Below are 15,619 nucleotides of genomic sequence, written 5' to 3'. Positions count from 1 at the left end.
TATTTATGAACGTATCGCTTTTCATTACCTGCCTTGCTGATGCTGTCTATCCTTCATCTGTCGGACGGAGTACGGTTGAACTGCTCGAGCGGCTCGGCTGTAACGTCTCCTTTCCAAAGAAACAGACGTGCTGCGGTCAGCCTGCCTTTAACAGTGGCTTTCACAAAGAGGCGCAGACAGTGGCCCGTCATATGATTACGACATTTGAAGAGGAAGAATGGGTCGTCACCCCATCCGGCTCGTGCGCAACGATGATTCACGAGTATCCGAAGCTGTTTGCTGAGGACGACGTTTGGAGAGAGAAAGCGGAAAAGCTCGCTGCCAAAACGTTTGAGCTCACCCAGTTCATCGTCGATGTGCTGGAAATAGAGGACGTCGGCGCCACGTTTCATGGAAGCGTCACCTACCACTCATCCTGCCATATGACGCGCCTTCTCGGCGTGACAGAAGCACCCTACCGGCTGCTGAAACATGTATCCGGACTGACGCTGACCGAGCTTCCTCATAAGGAACACTGCTGCGGATTCGGTGGTACATTTTCAGTAAAAATGATGCCAATTTCCGAGCAGATGGTCGATGAAAAGGTCCAGCACATTGAAGAAACCGGGGCGGCCTGCCTCGTCGGCTCGGATCTTGGCTGCCTGATGAACATCGGGGGCCGTATCGAACGGACCGGCAAACCTGTGGAAGTCCGTCACATCGCAGAGATTTTAAACAGCAGAGAGGAGACGGTTTCATGAGTATCCGTATCAGCAACGATCCGTTTTTTGACCGGGTCGGCAAAGGAATCGAAAACACTTTCATGCGCTCCGCGGTCTCCGGTGCTCAGGATCGACTGGAAGGACGAAAGGCTGCTTCTACTGCTGAACTCGGCACGTGGGAGGACTGGCGCGATCATGCAGAGGAGATCCGCCAGCATACACTCGATAACCTAGACTTCTATTTACAGCAGTTTGCTGAAAATGCCTCCGCCCAGGGCGGCCACGTTTTTTTCGCCGAAACGAAGGAGGAAGCAAATGACTATATTCAGTCGGTGATTCAACGCAAGGAAGCGAAAAAGGTCGTGAAGGCAAAGTCGATGGTAACGGAAGAAATTGGCATGAACGAGGCCATTCGCGATATCGGCTGCGAGGTGATTGAGTCTGACCTCGGCGAATGGATTCTGCAGCTTGACGATCACGATCCGCCGTCGCATATTGTCGTCCCGGCCCTTCATAAAAATAAAGAACAGATCCGTGAAACGTTCCACGAAAAACGCGCGTACGATAAATCGTCCGACCCGCAGGAGCTCGGACTGTTTGCCCGCGAGCAGCTGCGCCAGGACTTTTTAAGCGCTGACGTCGGCATCACCGGCTGCAACTTTGCAGTTGCCGAGTCGGGCTCCGTCTCGCTCGTTACAAATGAAGGAAATGCCCGCATGGTGACCGCGCTTCCAAAAACGCAGATCAGCGTCATGGGTATGGAGCGGATCGTTCCGACATGGGAGGAGCTTGACGTACTTGTCAGCATGCTATGCCGGAGCGCCGTCGGTCAGAAACTGACGAGCTATGTCACCGGACTTACGCCATCGGAAGCAACGGATGAGCACGCGCCGGAGGAGTTTCATATCGTCATCGTCGACAACGGGCGCTCCAAGATTCTCGGAACGAAATATCAGAGCGCACTGCAGTGTATTCGCTGTGCGGCCTGCATTAACGTCTGCCCGGTTTACCGGCATGTTGGCGGCCACTCCTACGGCTCGATTTACCCGGGTCCGATCGGAGCAGTGCTCACTCCCCTTCTGGAAGGCTATGAGAACAACAAAGAGCTGCCGTTTGCCTCGTCGCTCTGCGCTGCCTGCACGGATGCCTGCCCGGTTAAAATTCCGCTGCACGAGCTGTTAATTGAGCACCGTAAGGATATCGTCGAGCAAGAAGGCGGTTCCAGCTTTGGAGAAAAACTGGCTATGCAGGGATTCGCCTACGCAGCAAGCCATCCGAAACTGTTTCAGCTGGGAGGAAAATCAGCAGGACCTTTCGTCGATAAATTCAGTACCAAGGAAAGCGGTCCCGGTCCTGTGAAGCTTTGGACGCAGATCCGCACACTACCGTCGCAAAAAGAAGACCGGTTCCGCGACTGGTTTGAGGAGCGGGAAAGGAGGAAACACCGTGGGAACGATTCATAATCAGGATACGTTTTTAGCCAACATCGCCGATCGTCTCGGACGAAGCCGACGCACAGAAGGCGTGAACCCTCCTGTCTGGACCAAACAGCCTCAGCATGAGGTCTTCGCAGGAGCTTCTCCGGCAGAATTGCAGGAGATCCTCATCCGGCAGTGCGATGCGATTCACACGTCTGTCGACACAACGCAAAAGGCAGATCTTCCGGACGTGCTTGCTTCAGCCCTGGAGCGGTTCGGCTCCTCCCCTGCCGTATACTGGTCAGATGAGCGTTTTGCGGATTTCGGGGTTGATCACGTGATGGATTCTCTCGAAGAAAGCAGAGCGTGGACGGATGAAAACCGCGAAGAGATGACACGATTTGCCGAGCGTGCGAAAATCGGTGTCACCTTCTCTGACATCACCCTCGCCGAGTCCGGCACAGTTGTGCTGTTCAGCGCGCCAGGAAAAGGTCGTGCCGTCAGCCTGCTGCCGGAGGTGCATATCGCTCTGATTCCACGCTCTACGATCGTACCCCGCATGACCCAGGCGGCCTCTGAAATTCACAAACGCTGCAAAGAAGACGGGACTGTGCCGTCTTGCGTCAACTTCATTTCCGGCCCCAGCAACTCAGCCGATATCGAAATGAGGCTGATCGTTGGTGTTCACGGGCCCATCAGCGCCCACTATATCATTATCGAAGACGCCTGAACCCCGGGCGTCTTTTTGCTGCCGGAATTGAATCCTGCCGGTTGGAATGGTATGTTTTGAAAAGACCGTCAGCTAAAAGAAGGAGACTGCCGCTATGAGCTTTAAGCAGATCAAAAACAAAAAGATTTCCGAAATTGTGCGCGAACAAATAGAAGAACAAATCCGCTCCGGGGAACTAAAACCCGGTGAAAAGCTTCATTCCGTCGTCCACCTTGCCGACGAGTTTCAAGTGAGCCGCTCTGCTGTGCGTGAGGCGTTAAGCGCACTGCGTGCCGTCGGTGTAGTGACGATCCGCCAGGGCGAAGGAACGTTTGTGAACGACTATGACTTTTCCAGCATGTCGGATCCACTTAAATCGGAGCGGGTGATTTCCAGACAGGAGATGCTCGAGCTCTTTGAGGTTCGCAAGCTGATGGAAGCCGGGGCCGCGGAGCTTGCTGCCGAGAAGCGAAACGACGAACACCTGCGCGTCATGCAGGAGGCGCTAGACGAGATGGCCGCAGCTTCCGGGGAAGATGTAGGCGAAGCGTCCGATGTTGCTTTTCATCTAGCCGTTGCGGCGGCTGCCGGCAATAAAACGCTGTACAGCATGATGGAACAGCTAGCCGATACGCTGCGGCGCACGATGTACGAAGCGCGGCGCGTCTGGCTCTTCTCTGAAAAAAAAACACTCACGCGGCTGTATGAAGAGCATGTGGTGATTTATGAGGCGATTCAATCCGGCAGCGCAGACGCAGCAAGACAAGCGATGCTCACCCACCTTTCCAACGTCGAAAAGGCGATTATCGACGGTATCAGCCAGTCCTGACGGCCGCTGCCTTTATTCGAAAAAAGGTGATGATTTGTAAGTGTTTCACGTGAAACAGCCCCTGCCCTATTCTCTTTTCGCAAGTGGTATGGGATGATAGAAACAGCAGCAGGAACGGAGGGAACGCCATGCCGATCACCATGACCGAAAACGAACTGACGCTCGCCGTCATTCAAACGCTGAAAGAAGGCCGCCGCAAAGCATTCCAGGAACTGATGGAAGAACTGCAGCCATACGATATGGCGTGGCAGTACAAAGAAATTCCGGAGAAGCACCGCTATAAATTTTTAGCCTACATGACGATTGAGGAATTGACCGACCTCATGGGCGAGCTCGATCAGGATGACCAGCTCGACGTACTCGACCGCCTCGGCGCCAAGCGGTCTACGAAAGTTCTCGACCTCATGGAAAACGATGAGCTCGCCTCTTTTCTGACAGATCTTGAGCCAGAAAAGATGAAGGAGCTTCTCGGGGATATGAAGCGGGAAGAATCACAGATGGTACAGGATATTATGAACTATCCGCCGGAAACGGCTGGACGGCTCATGAACAACCGCTTCGTCTGGATCAAAAAGCATTATACGATCGGCGAAGCCGTTGATAAGCTGAAGGAATTCGCCGAGCTCGCTGAATACTTAAACTACCTGTACGTCATCGACGAGGAGCGCAAGCTCGTGGGCGTGGTTTCCTATCGCGACCTGCTGCTTGCGGAAGCAGATGAAAAAATTGAAGATGTCATGTACGGACGCGTGGTGAAAGTAGAGGTAACGGAGGACCAGGAAGAAGCCGCGAAGCTGATCAGCCGCTACGACTTCGTCTCCCTTCCCGTCGTGAAAGAAGACAACACGCTCGCTGGCGTGATTACCGTCGACGACATTATCGACGTCGTGATTCAGGAAGCGAATGAAGACATTGAGCGACTCTCAGCATCCGGTAAGGACATTGATTTTTCGACGAAGCCGCTCGTCGCTGCCTACAGGCGTCTCCCATGGCTGATCATTCTTCTGTTTGTGGGACTTGTTTCCGGGGGTATTATCAGCGGATTTGAAGGGACACTCGATGCAGTGGTGGCGCTTGCCTTTTTCATGCCCATGATCGCCGGGATGACCGGAAACACCGGCACCCAGTCGCTCGCTGTCGTCGTCCGCGGGCTTGTGCAGGAGGATTTAACCTTTAAACAGACCGCACAGCTCATATTGCGTGAGTTCTGGGTCGGTATTTTAATTGGTATTACGTGCGGTATTCTGATCACCTTCGTCGCCTTCTTTTGGCAAGGAGATCTGCAGCTCGGACTTGTCGTCGGCTCGTCCCTTCTGCTGACACTGATTATCGGCACGCTTGCCGGAACGATCATTCCGCTTATTCTGTATAAGCTGAACGTCGACCCGGCCATCGCTTCCGGTCCGCTTATCACGACGATCAACGATATTTTATCGCTGCTGATTTACTTCGGCATCGCGACAACGTTTTTAATTAATCTCTCATAACGAAACGCCTGCTCCGAATCGCACGTTCGGAACAGGCGTTTTTTGTCTATCTGCCGCGGTCCACTTCTCCGCCGTGTGCTTCCACCATCTGCATGATATTGCGACGGTGGTTGAGGAAATTCGGGTCGCTCGCATCGAATTCGAACCGGTCACCGTTCTCAAACGTAAGCTCGATCTTATCATACGCCGCACTTGTCTCATCATCGGTGATCGTCAGTGCAAGCAGCTCGACGTCCTCCCACGCGTAAAACGTTTCTTCCGTGGCCAGCATTTCATTGACTGTAAAGCCGTCGTCGGTGAAGTAATAGTAGTTCATCGCCCCAACCCAGCCCGCCGGAAACGAGAGCAGCATGAGGAAAAAGACAATCAGCGCCGGTACGATCGGATGCTTGTTGATCCAGTACCGTTTTGTAAAAAAATATAAAAGCGACACCGCTGTGACAATGAGAAATGCTCCTGTCACGACAAGGTAGGCCGCACCCGTATGATTCACAAACCAGTTGCCCCGGTCAAACAGCACGGTTCCCTGCACGATCGGCAGAATCACGACCGGAAGAATGACTGCGCAAATCGTCGTGATGATCGCTGTGACGATTACCACTTTATCGACGTCATCGTGATCCATTTTATCAAACAGCTTCATCAGCTCTCCCCCTCTCTCGGTATACATGTACTTATCATACGCACCGGCCTTCGGATGGTTTCATGATTTTTCCAATTAACGTGAAAATAGGTGTGCTGAACCGTGGAGAGTGGTACGATAGAAATACCTATTCTGATGAAGAGCGAGGCGATGTCCATGAAACTAACCAAAACAGATATTCAAATGCTCAATATTCTCAGCGAACACGGCCGTATGTCCTACGTCGATCTGGCAAAGGAAGTCGGTATGTCGCGTGTTTCCGTCCGCGAGAGGATGCAGATGCTGCAGGATGAAGGCATTATTGAAAAATTCAGCGTCGTTATCAACTCGGAAAAAGTAGGCAAAGGCGTCTCCGCTTTCTTTGAAGTCGACTGCGAGCCGACTGCACTTGTCCAGGTAGCGGAAACGCTCGCCGAAAACCCAAAGGTCGCCAGCTGCTACCAGATGACCGGTCCCAGCACGCTGCACATGCACGTGCTTGTTGAAGATTTCATTCAGCTGGAGCATTTTATTAACGAAGAGCTTTATGCACTTGAAGGCATTACCCGCGTAGAGAGTCATATTCTGCTGCGCCGCTTTAAAAGCCGTACCGGCATGAAGCTGTAGCCCGAGAGCCGCCCCTGCACATGCAGGGGCGGCTTTTTTTATGCTGAACGACCAGGCGGATCCACTCTCCGGCCAGCAGCTTCTGGTTAGTCGAAAACGTAGCGCCCGCTTCCAATCGTCAGCGTGCGGCCGGCAAGCTTTGAGCCAGCTGAAGTCAGCTTTACTTCTTTCAATCCCGCATGCTCTCCTTTATGAAAGGAGAGCCGGCAGTCATTCAGCCAGAGGTCGGTCCCATCCTGCCGGAAGCCAAACAGCCGGCTCCATTCCGAAGCAACGTTCTCCGGGTCAGGTGTTTCCCAGACGGCCCCGACAGCCGTGAGATCACCAGCCTCGTGCGTGAGTGCCCCGAGCTGATGGAGCATACGTCTGCGTGCTTTTTCGTCGTCGCCCCATTCCATTAAAAACGGATAAGGCACACCGGCTGTTTCTCCTTCGATCGGCAGCATGCGCCACGTCAGCAGCGTGCCATCCGCTGTACGGCGCTCCCCGGATTTGATCGAGGCCTCGATGCCGTTGTCACGAAGCTGCTCCAGAGCCTGATCGAGATCGTTCGTCCGCAGTGCGATCCGGCTCATGACTTCGTCGTCCGGTAAATGCTTTAAGGAATCGAGCGAAATAAGGTTCCGCTCCTCCGGCTCTCTGACAATGGATTCGTTTTCAATGCCAATAAACTCCATGTACGTGAGGTCCGCATAGAGCAGCCGGTTCCAGGTGCCCCACTTCTCATGAGACCCTCCCGCTTTCACGGTAAGACCGGCGCTGCGGCACTGCTCGGCCGCCTGCTCCGGATCATTCACGTAGTGGACAACATGATCCCACTCAAGCTTCATCTGCTTCCTCCTTCTGCGGCGGATAAACGAGCAGGGCCGCACGTAAATGCTGCAGCAGCGTTTGTAGATCCAACTCTTTCAGCACGGCGCGTACCGGCTCTTTCTCTCCCGGTACAAGATCGAGCTGTACGAGACAGGTTCCTGCCTTGCGATCGATAACGAGCTCGACGATCGGCTCTGCACTGCTGAGGACGAGCATCTTGTTCGAGCTTTCAAGCTGCCTTGCCCATACGGCGAGCTCGCCGCTTTGCAGCACGGTATCGGTCAATCGAGCCGACCGGCCGTCTGCAGTGAGCGTGACGTCCGCCGTCAGCCAGTCCCGGTCTTCCGCAAAGGCGGCTGTCGGATAAGTACGTCTAATGACGTGAAGCCGCAGGAACCCGTTTGCCCCTGCGGCTTCGATAGATACAGTCACGTTCGTTCGCCTGCTGCACGATTGACGAGCGCCTCCAGCTCCGGATTCATGCCCTTGACTGCTTCGCCTTCATAAACGGTCACCGGAACCCCGAGCAGTCCGAGCTCCTGCACTTCTTCGCGGTAGGCTTTCTCCGCCATAATATCTCTTACTTCATAGGAAACGCCTTTTCGATCGAGCATCTGTTTTACAAAAGAACATTCTACGCAGTCCGGCGCAGAATAAACGATTACGTCTGCCATGCTGTCATCCTCCTGTTTTCTCTTTTCTTCAGTCTACTAAAACTTTCTGCCAGCTGCTAGAGCTGGCGCTTATGATGTTTTTTCCGCTGGCGGATCCGATAGTACACATAGCCGCCAATCGCCAGAACAATCACGGCAGTGATGACGTACTGCACCTGCTGAAAAGCCGCGTAAACGGCTTCTACATTGCCGAGCCCGCCTAAGTACAGCATGAGAAATGCAACCGGCAGCACGCCGATAAACGTAAAGATGCCGTATCTTGCCGGGCTGATGCGGCAAAATGCGGCTACATAAACGATATACCCCATCCCGAGCACCCGCCCGGCGGCAATCGTCCAGCCTCGGTATTTCTGCATGAAACGGACCATCCGCTGGGCTCGGCCGGTGCGGATGCGCCGTTCTACAACATACTTAAATTTGACGGAAAGGGCGTACGGCAAAAACGCCACGGCTGTATAAATCGCGGCAGAAGCCAGGCTCAGCCAGACGAGATCCATTCCGGTCGGGTCTATCAAATAACCATAGAGCAAAAAAATAATTGCTGCTGGAAAGGGAATCGATAAGGCTTCAACCGCCACGCCGATAAAGAGGCCCATCCATCCCAGCTCGCGCAAAGTTGTCAGTATCATGTCAATCATTGGCACGTTCCTCCATCGTCTGTCTCTTTCTATTATGTACCCTCGATGACGAGAGAAAAAGCCGCTTCTGCTAAACAATTATGGGAAAGCATCACACAGTCCTCCTTTTTCATCAAAAACAGGCCTATTGCCAGGTAAATTGGGTATGCTCAGCCTGAGAGGATATAACAATTGGGAAGGGAAGAAAAACGAATGACCAGAGCGTTCCTTCTAGTGCTCACCGCCATTTTTGGCAGCTACCTGCTTTTTCAATATGTATTCGGCTTACGATTGGAAACGAACCCGCTGAATTATTTCATCCCTGCTCTGCTCGTCGTCTTGTTTTTACTCCAGCGGCGGCCCTCCTGATTGCATTTCCTTCCAGCACGGGCGTATCATAAAAGCAAGACATGTTTGAAAGGACGGATGTTTCATGGCAGACCAAAAGCTTCACACCGGCTGGAAGCTCCAGCACAGTTATCTGGAGCTCCGCGACCTGTTCCATCAGCAGCTGACGCTGAAGCCGGTCGCCTCTCCCAGCCTGCTGCTGCTCAACGACGACCATGCCCGGGAGCTCGGCCTTGACCCGGAAGCACTCCGCAAAGAGGCGGATGTGCTTGCCGGAAACCGGATGCCGGAGGGGGCGGTCCCCTTCGCTCAAGCTTATGCCGGTCATCAGTTTGGCAATTTCACCATGCTTGGAGACGGACGCGCCTTGATGGTCGGCGAGCAGCTGACCGCTGACGGCAAACTCATTGATATACAGCTGAAAGGATCTGGACCGACGCCATATTCACGCGGCGGAGACGGTCGGGCTGCGCTTGGTCCGATGCTGCGGGAATATTTGATCAGCGAAGCGATGCATCATCTCGGCATCCGCACGAACCGCAGCCTCGCTGTCGTGAAAACAGGAGAGGACGTCTATCGGGAGACGGCCCTCCCCGGCGCTGTACTGACCCGGACCGCTTCCAGCCATCTGCGCGTCGGAACGTTTGAATTCGCCCGTCGCGGCGGCTCGTACGAGGACTGGGAAGCTCTCGCTGAGTATGCAGTGAGCCGGCACCTGCCGGAGGCTTCGGGCAGCGACGACCGCTATGAACAGCTGCTGCACGCCGTTGTAAAGCGCCAGGCCGAGCTGATCGCTTCCTGGCAGCTGGTCGGCTTCATTCACGGCGTGATGAACACCGACAACATGACGATCAGCGGCGAAACGATTGATTACGGCCCCTGTGCGTTCATGAATGCCTATGATCCAAAAACGGTGTTCAGCTCCATTGACGCCGGCGGCCGCTACGCCTATCAAAACCAGCCGTATATCGCCGCCTGGAACCTGGCGCGCCTGGCTGAGTCCATGATGCCGCTCCTTGCTGAAGGTGATGAAGAGGCACTCGCAAAAGCCCAGCAGGCGATCGATTCGTTCCGATCTCATTATGAAGCCGCCTGGCAGGACGGCATGCGCCGCAAGCTCGGCCTTCATGAGGCAAAAGCCGGCGATGCCGCCCTTGCCGATGAGCTGCTTGGTCTGATGGAACAGGAGAAAGCCGACTTTACGAATACGTTCCGCACCCTTGCAGAAGGCGGCCTGCCCGGCGACGCATTCGGCCGCTGGCAGGAGCGTTGGCATGCGCGGCTCTCGGAGGAAAACACCTCCCTGGAACAAGCGCAGACGCTTATGAAACAGCATAACCCCGCCGTCATTCCGCGAAACCATCTCGTGGAAGAAGCCCTGCGTGCGGCGGTGCAGGAAGATGATATGGAACCGTTCCACGAGCTGCTTGCCGTTTTATCAGATCCGTATCAGGCTGAAAAGCCGGCACGCTTCTGCGCTCCGCCTGATGATGAAGGCGGCTACCGCACGTTTTGCGGGACGTAAGCCTTAATATACGAAAAAAGTGGCCGCAGAGGCCACTTTTTCATTTGACGGTACCGACGTAAGCGTCATCTGTTCTTTTTGCACTGCTACCACGGAATCGTACGTCATTGATGAGCAGGTCAGCTTTTACGACGTCGTCCCCTCCCAGCTCCAGATGCTAAAACGCTCGTTCATCCTGGGGACTGTTCAGCTTCTCGTCTACTGAATCCATTCCTCCACCATGTCGCGATTATCGTCGATCCATGCCTTGGCGCCTTCAACTTCATCATCCATGTCGTTGATGTAGGACATCAGCTCACCAAGCGTATCGTCGTCCATTTCCCAGTTGTCCCACCATTCGATCACTTCCGGGTGCTCCTCGTGGAAGCCTTCACGCGTCATGTAGTAGATGTCTTCCGGATCGCCGTAAACGCCCTGCGGATCCTCCAGATACTTAATGTCATAATCGGAGAACGCCCAGTGCGGGTTCCACATCGTAATCAGAACGGGCTCTTCGTTGTTGTAGGCCGTGTCCAGCTCTGAAATCATAGCTGGCTCCGAGCTGACGAGCAGTTCGTAGTCAAGATCGTAGTCCTCAACGACATCTTCTGTCAGTCTTGTCAAGCTTGCTCCGGCATCGATACCGACGATTTCCCCGTCGAACATATCGACGTTGTCGTTTAATTCGTCAATGCTGTCGATGTCGACGTATTCCGGTACTGCGAGTCCGAGACCAGTGCCTTCAAACCACGTCGTTTCGCTCAGCTCCAGGTTATCGCCGTGCTCCTCGTAAAGCGGTTCATCGGTCGTTGGAAGCCATACTTCCAGCGCAGCATCAAGGTCGCCGTTTGCGACACCGACCCAGATCGGTGATTTCTCTGACATCGTAATTTCTACGTCATAGCCCTGCTCCTCCAGAAGCAGCTTCCACATATTCGTAATCGCAATGTTTTCCGTCCAGTTGTTATAGCCGAGTTCAATAGAGCCGCCTCCGCCCTCCTGTGCTGCTTCTTCGTTCGTATTGCCATCGTTATCGCCGCATGCCGCGAGCAGCATCACAGAAGCTAGCGCTGTACCGGTAAGTATGGTCGCTTTTTTCATTCAGACATCATCCCTTCTCGTTTTTCACACAAGCTTAAGTATACGTTTTTCTTTCGGGAGGCTCAATGTTCGTAAGCGCTGTTACATGCTTCTGCTGCCCACCTGGTACTGAAGAAAACGGTCTCACCGGTCCAGCGCGCCGCTTAAAGCCCATATCCTCGGTATACAGATTAAAAACCCGGTGCAGCTGTGTGCACCGGGCATGTTCGTTAGTTTTTACCGTCGTTTTCTTCTGCAGCATGTTGATCGTCTGCTGCTTCTGTACGGTCGTCGTCTTCCGTCTTCACTGCTGTCGCGACGTCAGCCGATTCGTCGGCCATCGTGCTGCCCTGCAGATTCTGCAGCGAATCGAGGCCGCTTTTGACTTTGTCGGAGCTTTTGCCGGCGAAATCCTTGACGAGGTTCGCGATGTCGAGGCCGGTCGCTTCCTTTACCGGCTCCTGCATGCTCATCAGGTTGCGCGCCACACTGTTGCCCATCGTGTTCATGCCTTCTCCGCTGCCGCTGTCGATCACTTTCACAGAGTCGATGTTGGAGAGCGGACGGGCGAACTCGGCTGCTACCTGCGGCAGAATTTCGATCAGCTTTTCGCGGATAATCGCTTCGCCGTTTTCGGCCATTGCTTCTGCGAGGAGACGGCGTGCTTCTGCTTCTGCTTCCCCTTTTTCGCGGATGATCTGGGCTTCCGCCTGACCTTCGCGAATCTTAATTTCAGCGGAAGCATTACCCTGCTCGCGCGTAACCTCGGCTTCGGCTTTTCCTTCTTCGATGCGAATCTGTGCGCGTGCTTCCTGCGCAATGCGGTCGGCACGTGCCTTCGCTTCTGCAGCGATCTCGTCCGATTTGGCCTTCGCTTCGGCTTTTTTCGTCGTTTCGTAGTAATCCGCGTCGAGCTTCGTACGGCGTACTTTGTTTTCTTCTTCTTCCAGCTTTACAGAACGCTCGCGCTCCATAAACTTCGTATTCAGCTCTTCGTCTTTCACTTTACGGTCGAGTACGGCTTTTTCCAGATCGTACGCCTGCTCGGATTTCGCGCGGGCACGTTCTGTTTCCTCTTTGATCGAGGCGGCCCGAATGTCTTTTTCTTTACGCGCCTCAGCCGTGGAAATTTCACTCTCGTACTCGCTCTTTTTAGCTTCTTCTTCTGTTTTCGCCTGGTTGATCCGCGTTTCACGGAGGTTTTCGGCTTCCGCTACTTCCGCTTCCTTCCGCACCTTGGCAATCTGCGGACGTCCGAGATTTTCGAGATAGCCATTTTCTTCATCGGCATCTCGAAGATCGGTCAGCGTCAGCGCCGTGATGTTAAAGCCCATCCGGTCGAGCTGCGTCTGCGCCACTTCCGTTACCTGCTCGGCAAATCCTTCGCGGTCTGCGTTAATCTGCTCGACCGACATTTTACTAAGAATCGCACGGAGGTTACCGTTTAATACCTCGGAAATTTCGGTTTCAATTTCTTTCTGATCTTTCCCGAGAAACTGCTCGGCGTAGTTGGCGATGCCCTTGAGATCATCGGCAACCTTTACCATGACGACCGCATCCGCAACGATCGGCACGCCGCCTTCCGTGTACACTCGCGGCGTCGTCAGCTTCTGCTGGAATGACGTCAGGTTAACCGGTGTCGACGTCTGGAACCGCTTGAGCAGCACCCCGCCGCCGCGGACAATTTTCATCGACCGGCCTTCCTTATCGGTGAAAATATTCGTTTCCTTCTGCTCATCACCGAGCTTTGGCCCCGTAATGATCAGTGCTTCATTGGAACGCGCCGTCCGGTAGCGGATCTTCATAAATATGTAGTAGCCCGCTACAGCAAAAAGGAGAACGACAAGCGCAATCCCTGCATAAATAAAACCCATTTTCTCACTGCCTTTCTAAAAGAAGAATGATTGCTCACCTGTACTGTACGGAACGTGTCTGCTTAAAGTTCCTGAATTGTTCAAATTTACCGGGGATTTTTCTGTGTGCCGAAAATCCGCTTGACACAAGCCGAACCCTGCCCAAGTCTGACAGGGTTTGGCTGCGTACATAGTTTCATTTTTACTCAGGCTTTTTCCTGCTTTAGTTGAAACGTCGCTTTCGCTGCCGGGTGAATACGGAACCTGAACAGTTTTGCGATGAGAAGCATCACCAGCTTGATGACGGCAAACGCGATCACGAACCGTACCAATAAAGCAAGCAGTACGACCATCGCTTCCCCGATTCCGCTCGTCCAGTAGACGTCATCAGAGCTTACCGCAAACGAAACGGCAAACACGACCGCAAAGAGATTGCTCGTCACAAGCGCCATGATGTAATCGGCCAGATCCGGTTTGCCTGTCTCCATGCTCGACACCTCCAGTCGTTTTACGAGGGTTTCACCATGATTTTGACGTGGCTTTTATCGTGCAGCAGCGCCTCAAATCCGCTGTCGACTACATCGTCGATGCCGATGCGGGACGTGACCATATCATCCGCAGAAAAGAAGCCGGACTTCATCAGCTCCATCACCTGCGGGTAGATGTCGCGGTAGGCAATGATCCCCTTCATCGTCCGCTCGGCAATGACGAGGTCGTTCGGCTGAAACGACGCCTCGCTTTCCCATATGCTTACGATGATCGCTTCGCCTCCGGTATGCGTGCTGTGCAGCGCCATGTTGAGCACCTTTGGCACGCCCGTTACCTCGAACGAGACGTCCACCCCGCCGCAGTCGGCATGAATGTCTTCGACGGCGCGCTCCGGATCCACGATAATCCCGCCAAGATTGCGCGCTTTCTGCTGACGCTCTTCGGACAATTCCACAACGTAAATCTTAGAAGCGCCGGCTGCTTTTAGCGCATCGATGACCATGAGGCCGATTGGACCGGCACCGAACACCGCGGCCGTATCTCCGACCTTAAAGGAGCTTTGCCGGACGGCATGCACCGCAACCGCAGCGGGCTCAACAAGCGCTCCCTGCTCATCAGAAAGTTCATCCGGCAGCTTATGCGCCATATGCTCGCCGACAACCGTGAATTCGGAGAAGCCGCCTCCTCCGCCGGACAGTCCGTGAAACCCGAGCTGCGGTGAAAGATTGTACTTCGCATCTACGTAGCGGCCGTTTTCGTTCGGGGCGAGAATCGGCTCGACCGCCACGCGGTCCCCCGGCTTCACCTTCGTCACGGCGCTCCCAACGTCAACCACTTCGCCGGCAAACTCGTGCCCCATGACGATCGGCGCCTTTCCTCCGCTGATCGGATGCGCGGAATCAACCGGAATAAAGATCGGGCCTGCAGCGTATTCGTGCAGGTCGCTGCCGCAGATGCCGCACCAGCCGACTTTGATTTTTACGTCGTGTTTTCCATTGACCTGGGGCTCCTCCACCTGTTCCACGCGCAGATCCTTTGCTTTGTACCAGACAGCAGCTTTCATGCTTCCCACTCCTTTTCAGAATGATTTATTCCTGGTCAAATACGGCGTGCTGCTTCATGAACGTAAGCGACTCCTCCATGATTTGCTGCTGATCGTTGTCGAGCGTAGCGACATGATAGCTGTTCTTCAATTCAAGAAACGTTTTTTGATCAGAGCTGATCTGATCATATATTAAATTAGAATTTTCCAGCGGGACCACGTGATCCTCAGTGGAAGCCATGATGAGGGCCGGACAAGCGACGCGGGGCAGATCGAGCTTCACCTGCTTCATCAGCTCCAGAATCTGCTTCACAGAAGCAACCGGGGTCTTTTCATAAGCAAGCTCGACGACGTCCGGCTTTTTAATATCGGAACCAATCGCATCGATATACCGCTCCTGCCTATGCTTCACAGGCTCCATATCCGGTACATCAACCGCTGCGTTAATCGTGACGATTCCGCTTATTTCCGGATGGTGCTGGGCCATATAAAGCGCGAGCGTGCCTCCCATCGACAGACCGACGACAAAAATACTGTCACAGCGCTCCTTCAGCCACTGATAGCCTTCCTCGACCGAGGCAATCCAGTCCTCATACGTTGACTGCTCCATGTCTTCGTAGTGGGTCCCATGCCCTTTCAGGCGGACCCCGCATACCGTATAGCCGGCATCAGCAAATGCTTTGCCGAGCGGCCGCATGCTCTGCGTCGTGCCTGTAAATCCATGCGAAACGAGAACGCCGACGCGGAACCCTTCAATCTTAAACGGCTCCGCTCCCTTCATGACCTGATACGTTTCCTGCATCGTT

General features: G+C 54.0%; 18 protein-coding genes. 8 read left to right on the top strand and 10 right to left on the bottom strand.

All coding sequences use genetic code 11. The features are described from left to right. Positions 1-5: 5 nt before the first annotated feature. The 5 genes from ACFO4L_RS07045 (at position 6) to mgtE (ending at position 5,144) form a co-directional block, all read left to right on the top strand. Complete coding sequence (locus ACFO4L_RS07045; RefSeq protein ID WP_377908988.1) at positions 6-740, top strand: (Fe-S)-binding protein; 735 nt, start codon at positions 6-8, stop codon at positions 738-740. Then, the gene (locus tag ACFO4L_RS07040) at positions 737-2,164 is read left to right on the top strand and encodes a LutB/LldF family L-lactate oxidation iron-sulfur protein (protein WP_377908987.1); all 1,428 of its coding nucleotides are present in this window, start codon (positions 737-739) and stop codon (positions 2,162-2,164) included. Before ACFO4L_RS07045 ends, ACFO4L_RS07040 begins: the two co-directional genes overlap by 4 nt. Next, the gene (locus tag ACFO4L_RS07035) at positions 2,148-2,849 is read left to right on the top strand and encodes a LutC/YkgG family protein (RefSeq protein ID WP_377908986.1); all 702 of its coding nucleotides are present in this window, start codon (positions 2,148-2,150) and stop codon (positions 2,847-2,849) included. Before ACFO4L_RS07040 ends, ACFO4L_RS07035 begins: the two co-directional genes overlap by 17 nt. A 94-nt stretch (positions 2,850-2,943) precedes the next feature. Further along, a complete protein-coding gene (locus tag ACFO4L_RS07030; protein WP_377908985.1) occupies positions 2,944-3,657 on the top strand; it encodes a FadR/GntR family transcriptional regulator in 714 nt (237 codons plus the stop codon). A 128-nt stretch (positions 3,658-3,785) separates the two neighbouring features. Continuing rightward, on the top strand, positions 3,786-5,144 hold the full coding sequence (gene mgtE, locus ACFO4L_RS07025) for a magnesium transporter (protein WP_377908984.1): 1,359 nt from the start codon (positions 3,786-3,788) through the stop codon (positions 5,142-5,144). 46 nt (positions 5,145-5,190) lie between these two features. On the opposite strand, the gene ACFO4L_RS07020 is transcribed toward mgtE, so the two are convergent. After that, positions 5,191-5,787, bottom strand: a complete 597-nt coding sequence (locus tag ACFO4L_RS07020; RefSeq protein WP_377908983.1) for a hypothetical protein — start codon at positions 5,785-5,787, stop codon at positions 5,191-5,193. A 156-nt stretch (positions 5,788-5,943) separates the two neighbouring features. Between ACFO4L_RS07020 and ACFO4L_RS07015 the strand changes: the two genes are divergently transcribed. Then, positions 5,944-6,393, top strand: a complete 450-nt coding sequence (locus ACFO4L_RS07015; protein WP_377909159.1) for an Lrp/AsnC family transcriptional regulator — start codon at positions 5,944-5,946, stop codon at positions 6,391-6,393. A gap of 86 nt (positions 6,394-6,479) precedes the next feature. Here ACFO4L_RS07015 and ACFO4L_RS07010 read toward each other — a convergent pair whose 3' ends face one another. Genes ACFO4L_RS07010 through ACFO4L_RS06995 form a run of 4 tightly spaced genes read right to left on the bottom strand, consistent with a single transcriptional unit; the run spans position 6,480 to position 8,518 of the window. Next, positions 6,480-7,223: a VOC family protein gene (locus ACFO4L_RS07010; RefSeq protein WP_377908982.1), complete on the bottom strand. Its 744-nt coding sequence runs from the start codon at positions 7,221-7,223 to the stop codon at positions 6,480-6,482. After that, positions 7,213-7,638, bottom strand: a complete 426-nt coding sequence (locus ACFO4L_RS07005; RefSeq protein ID WP_377908981.1) for a WapI family immunity protein — start codon at positions 7,636-7,638, stop codon at positions 7,213-7,215. The genes ACFO4L_RS07010 and ACFO4L_RS07005 overlap by 11 nt, the downstream gene beginning before the upstream one ends. Then, on the bottom strand, positions 7,635-7,880 hold the full coding sequence (locus ACFO4L_RS07000) for a glutaredoxin family protein (protein WP_377908980.1): 246 nt from the start codon (positions 7,878-7,880) through the stop codon (positions 7,635-7,637). Before ACFO4L_RS07000 ends, ACFO4L_RS07005 begins: the two co-directional genes overlap by 4 nt. 56 nt (positions 7,881-7,936) lie before the next feature. After that, complete coding sequence (locus tag ACFO4L_RS06995; protein ID WP_377908979.1) at positions 7,937-8,518, bottom strand: DedA family protein; 582 nt, start codon at positions 8,516-8,518, stop codon at positions 7,937-7,939. Positions 8,519-8,710: 192 nt separating this feature from the next. Between ACFO4L_RS06995 and ACFO4L_RS06990 the strand changes: the two genes are divergently transcribed. Continuing rightward, a complete protein-coding gene (locus tag ACFO4L_RS06990) occupies positions 8,711-8,866 on the top strand; it encodes a hypothetical protein (RefSeq protein ID WP_377908978.1) in 156 nt (51 codons plus the stop codon). Between the two features lie 64 nt (positions 8,867-8,930). Next, positions 8,931-10,370 carry a protein adenylyltransferase SelO gene (locus ACFO4L_RS06985; protein ID WP_377908977.1) on the top strand — a complete coding sequence of 480 codons (1,440 nt, stop codon included), beginning with the start codon at positions 8,931-8,933 and terminating at the stop codon, positions 10,368-10,370. 198 nt (positions 10,371-10,568) lie between these two features. Here the strand turns inward: ACFO4L_RS06985 and ACFO4L_RS06980 are convergent, their stop codons facing one another. From ACFO4L_RS06980 to ACFO4L_RS06960, 5 genes are all read right to left on the bottom strand, one after another. After that, a complete protein-coding gene (locus ACFO4L_RS06980; RefSeq protein WP_377908976.1) occupies positions 10,569-11,450 on the bottom strand; it encodes a glycine betaine ABC transporter substrate-binding protein in 882 nt (293 codons plus the stop codon). 209 nt (positions 11,451-11,659) lie between these two features. Further along, positions 11,660-13,303, bottom strand: coding sequence for a flotillin family protein (locus ACFO4L_RS06975; RefSeq protein ID WP_377908975.1), 1,644 nt, complete (start codon positions 13,301-13,303; stop codon positions 11,660-11,662). Positions 13,304-13,488: 185 nt separating this feature from the next. Further along, positions 13,489-13,770, bottom strand: a complete 282-nt coding sequence (locus tag ACFO4L_RS06970) for a hypothetical protein (protein ID WP_377908974.1) — start codon at positions 13,768-13,770, stop codon at positions 13,489-13,491. Positions 13,771-13,790: 20 nt separating this feature from the next. After that, entirely contained in the window at positions 13,791-14,834 is a 1,044-nt protein-coding gene (locus ACFO4L_RS06965) for a 2,3-butanediol dehydrogenase (protein ID WP_377908973.1), read from the bottom strand. 25 nt (positions 14,835-14,859) lie between these two features. Then, positions 14,860-15,615, bottom strand: coding sequence for an alpha/beta hydrolase (locus ACFO4L_RS06960; protein ID WP_377908972.1), 756 nt, complete (start codon positions 15,613-15,615; stop codon positions 14,860-14,862). Positions 15,616-15,619: the final 4 nt, after the last annotated feature.

Source organism: Bacillus daqingensis (assembly GCF_042654445.1).
Classification (GTDB): Bacteria; Bacillota; Bacilli; order Bacillales; family Salisediminibacteriaceae; genus Alkalicoccus; species Alkalicoccus luteus.
This window is presented reverse-complemented; position numbering and strand designations above follow the sequence as displayed.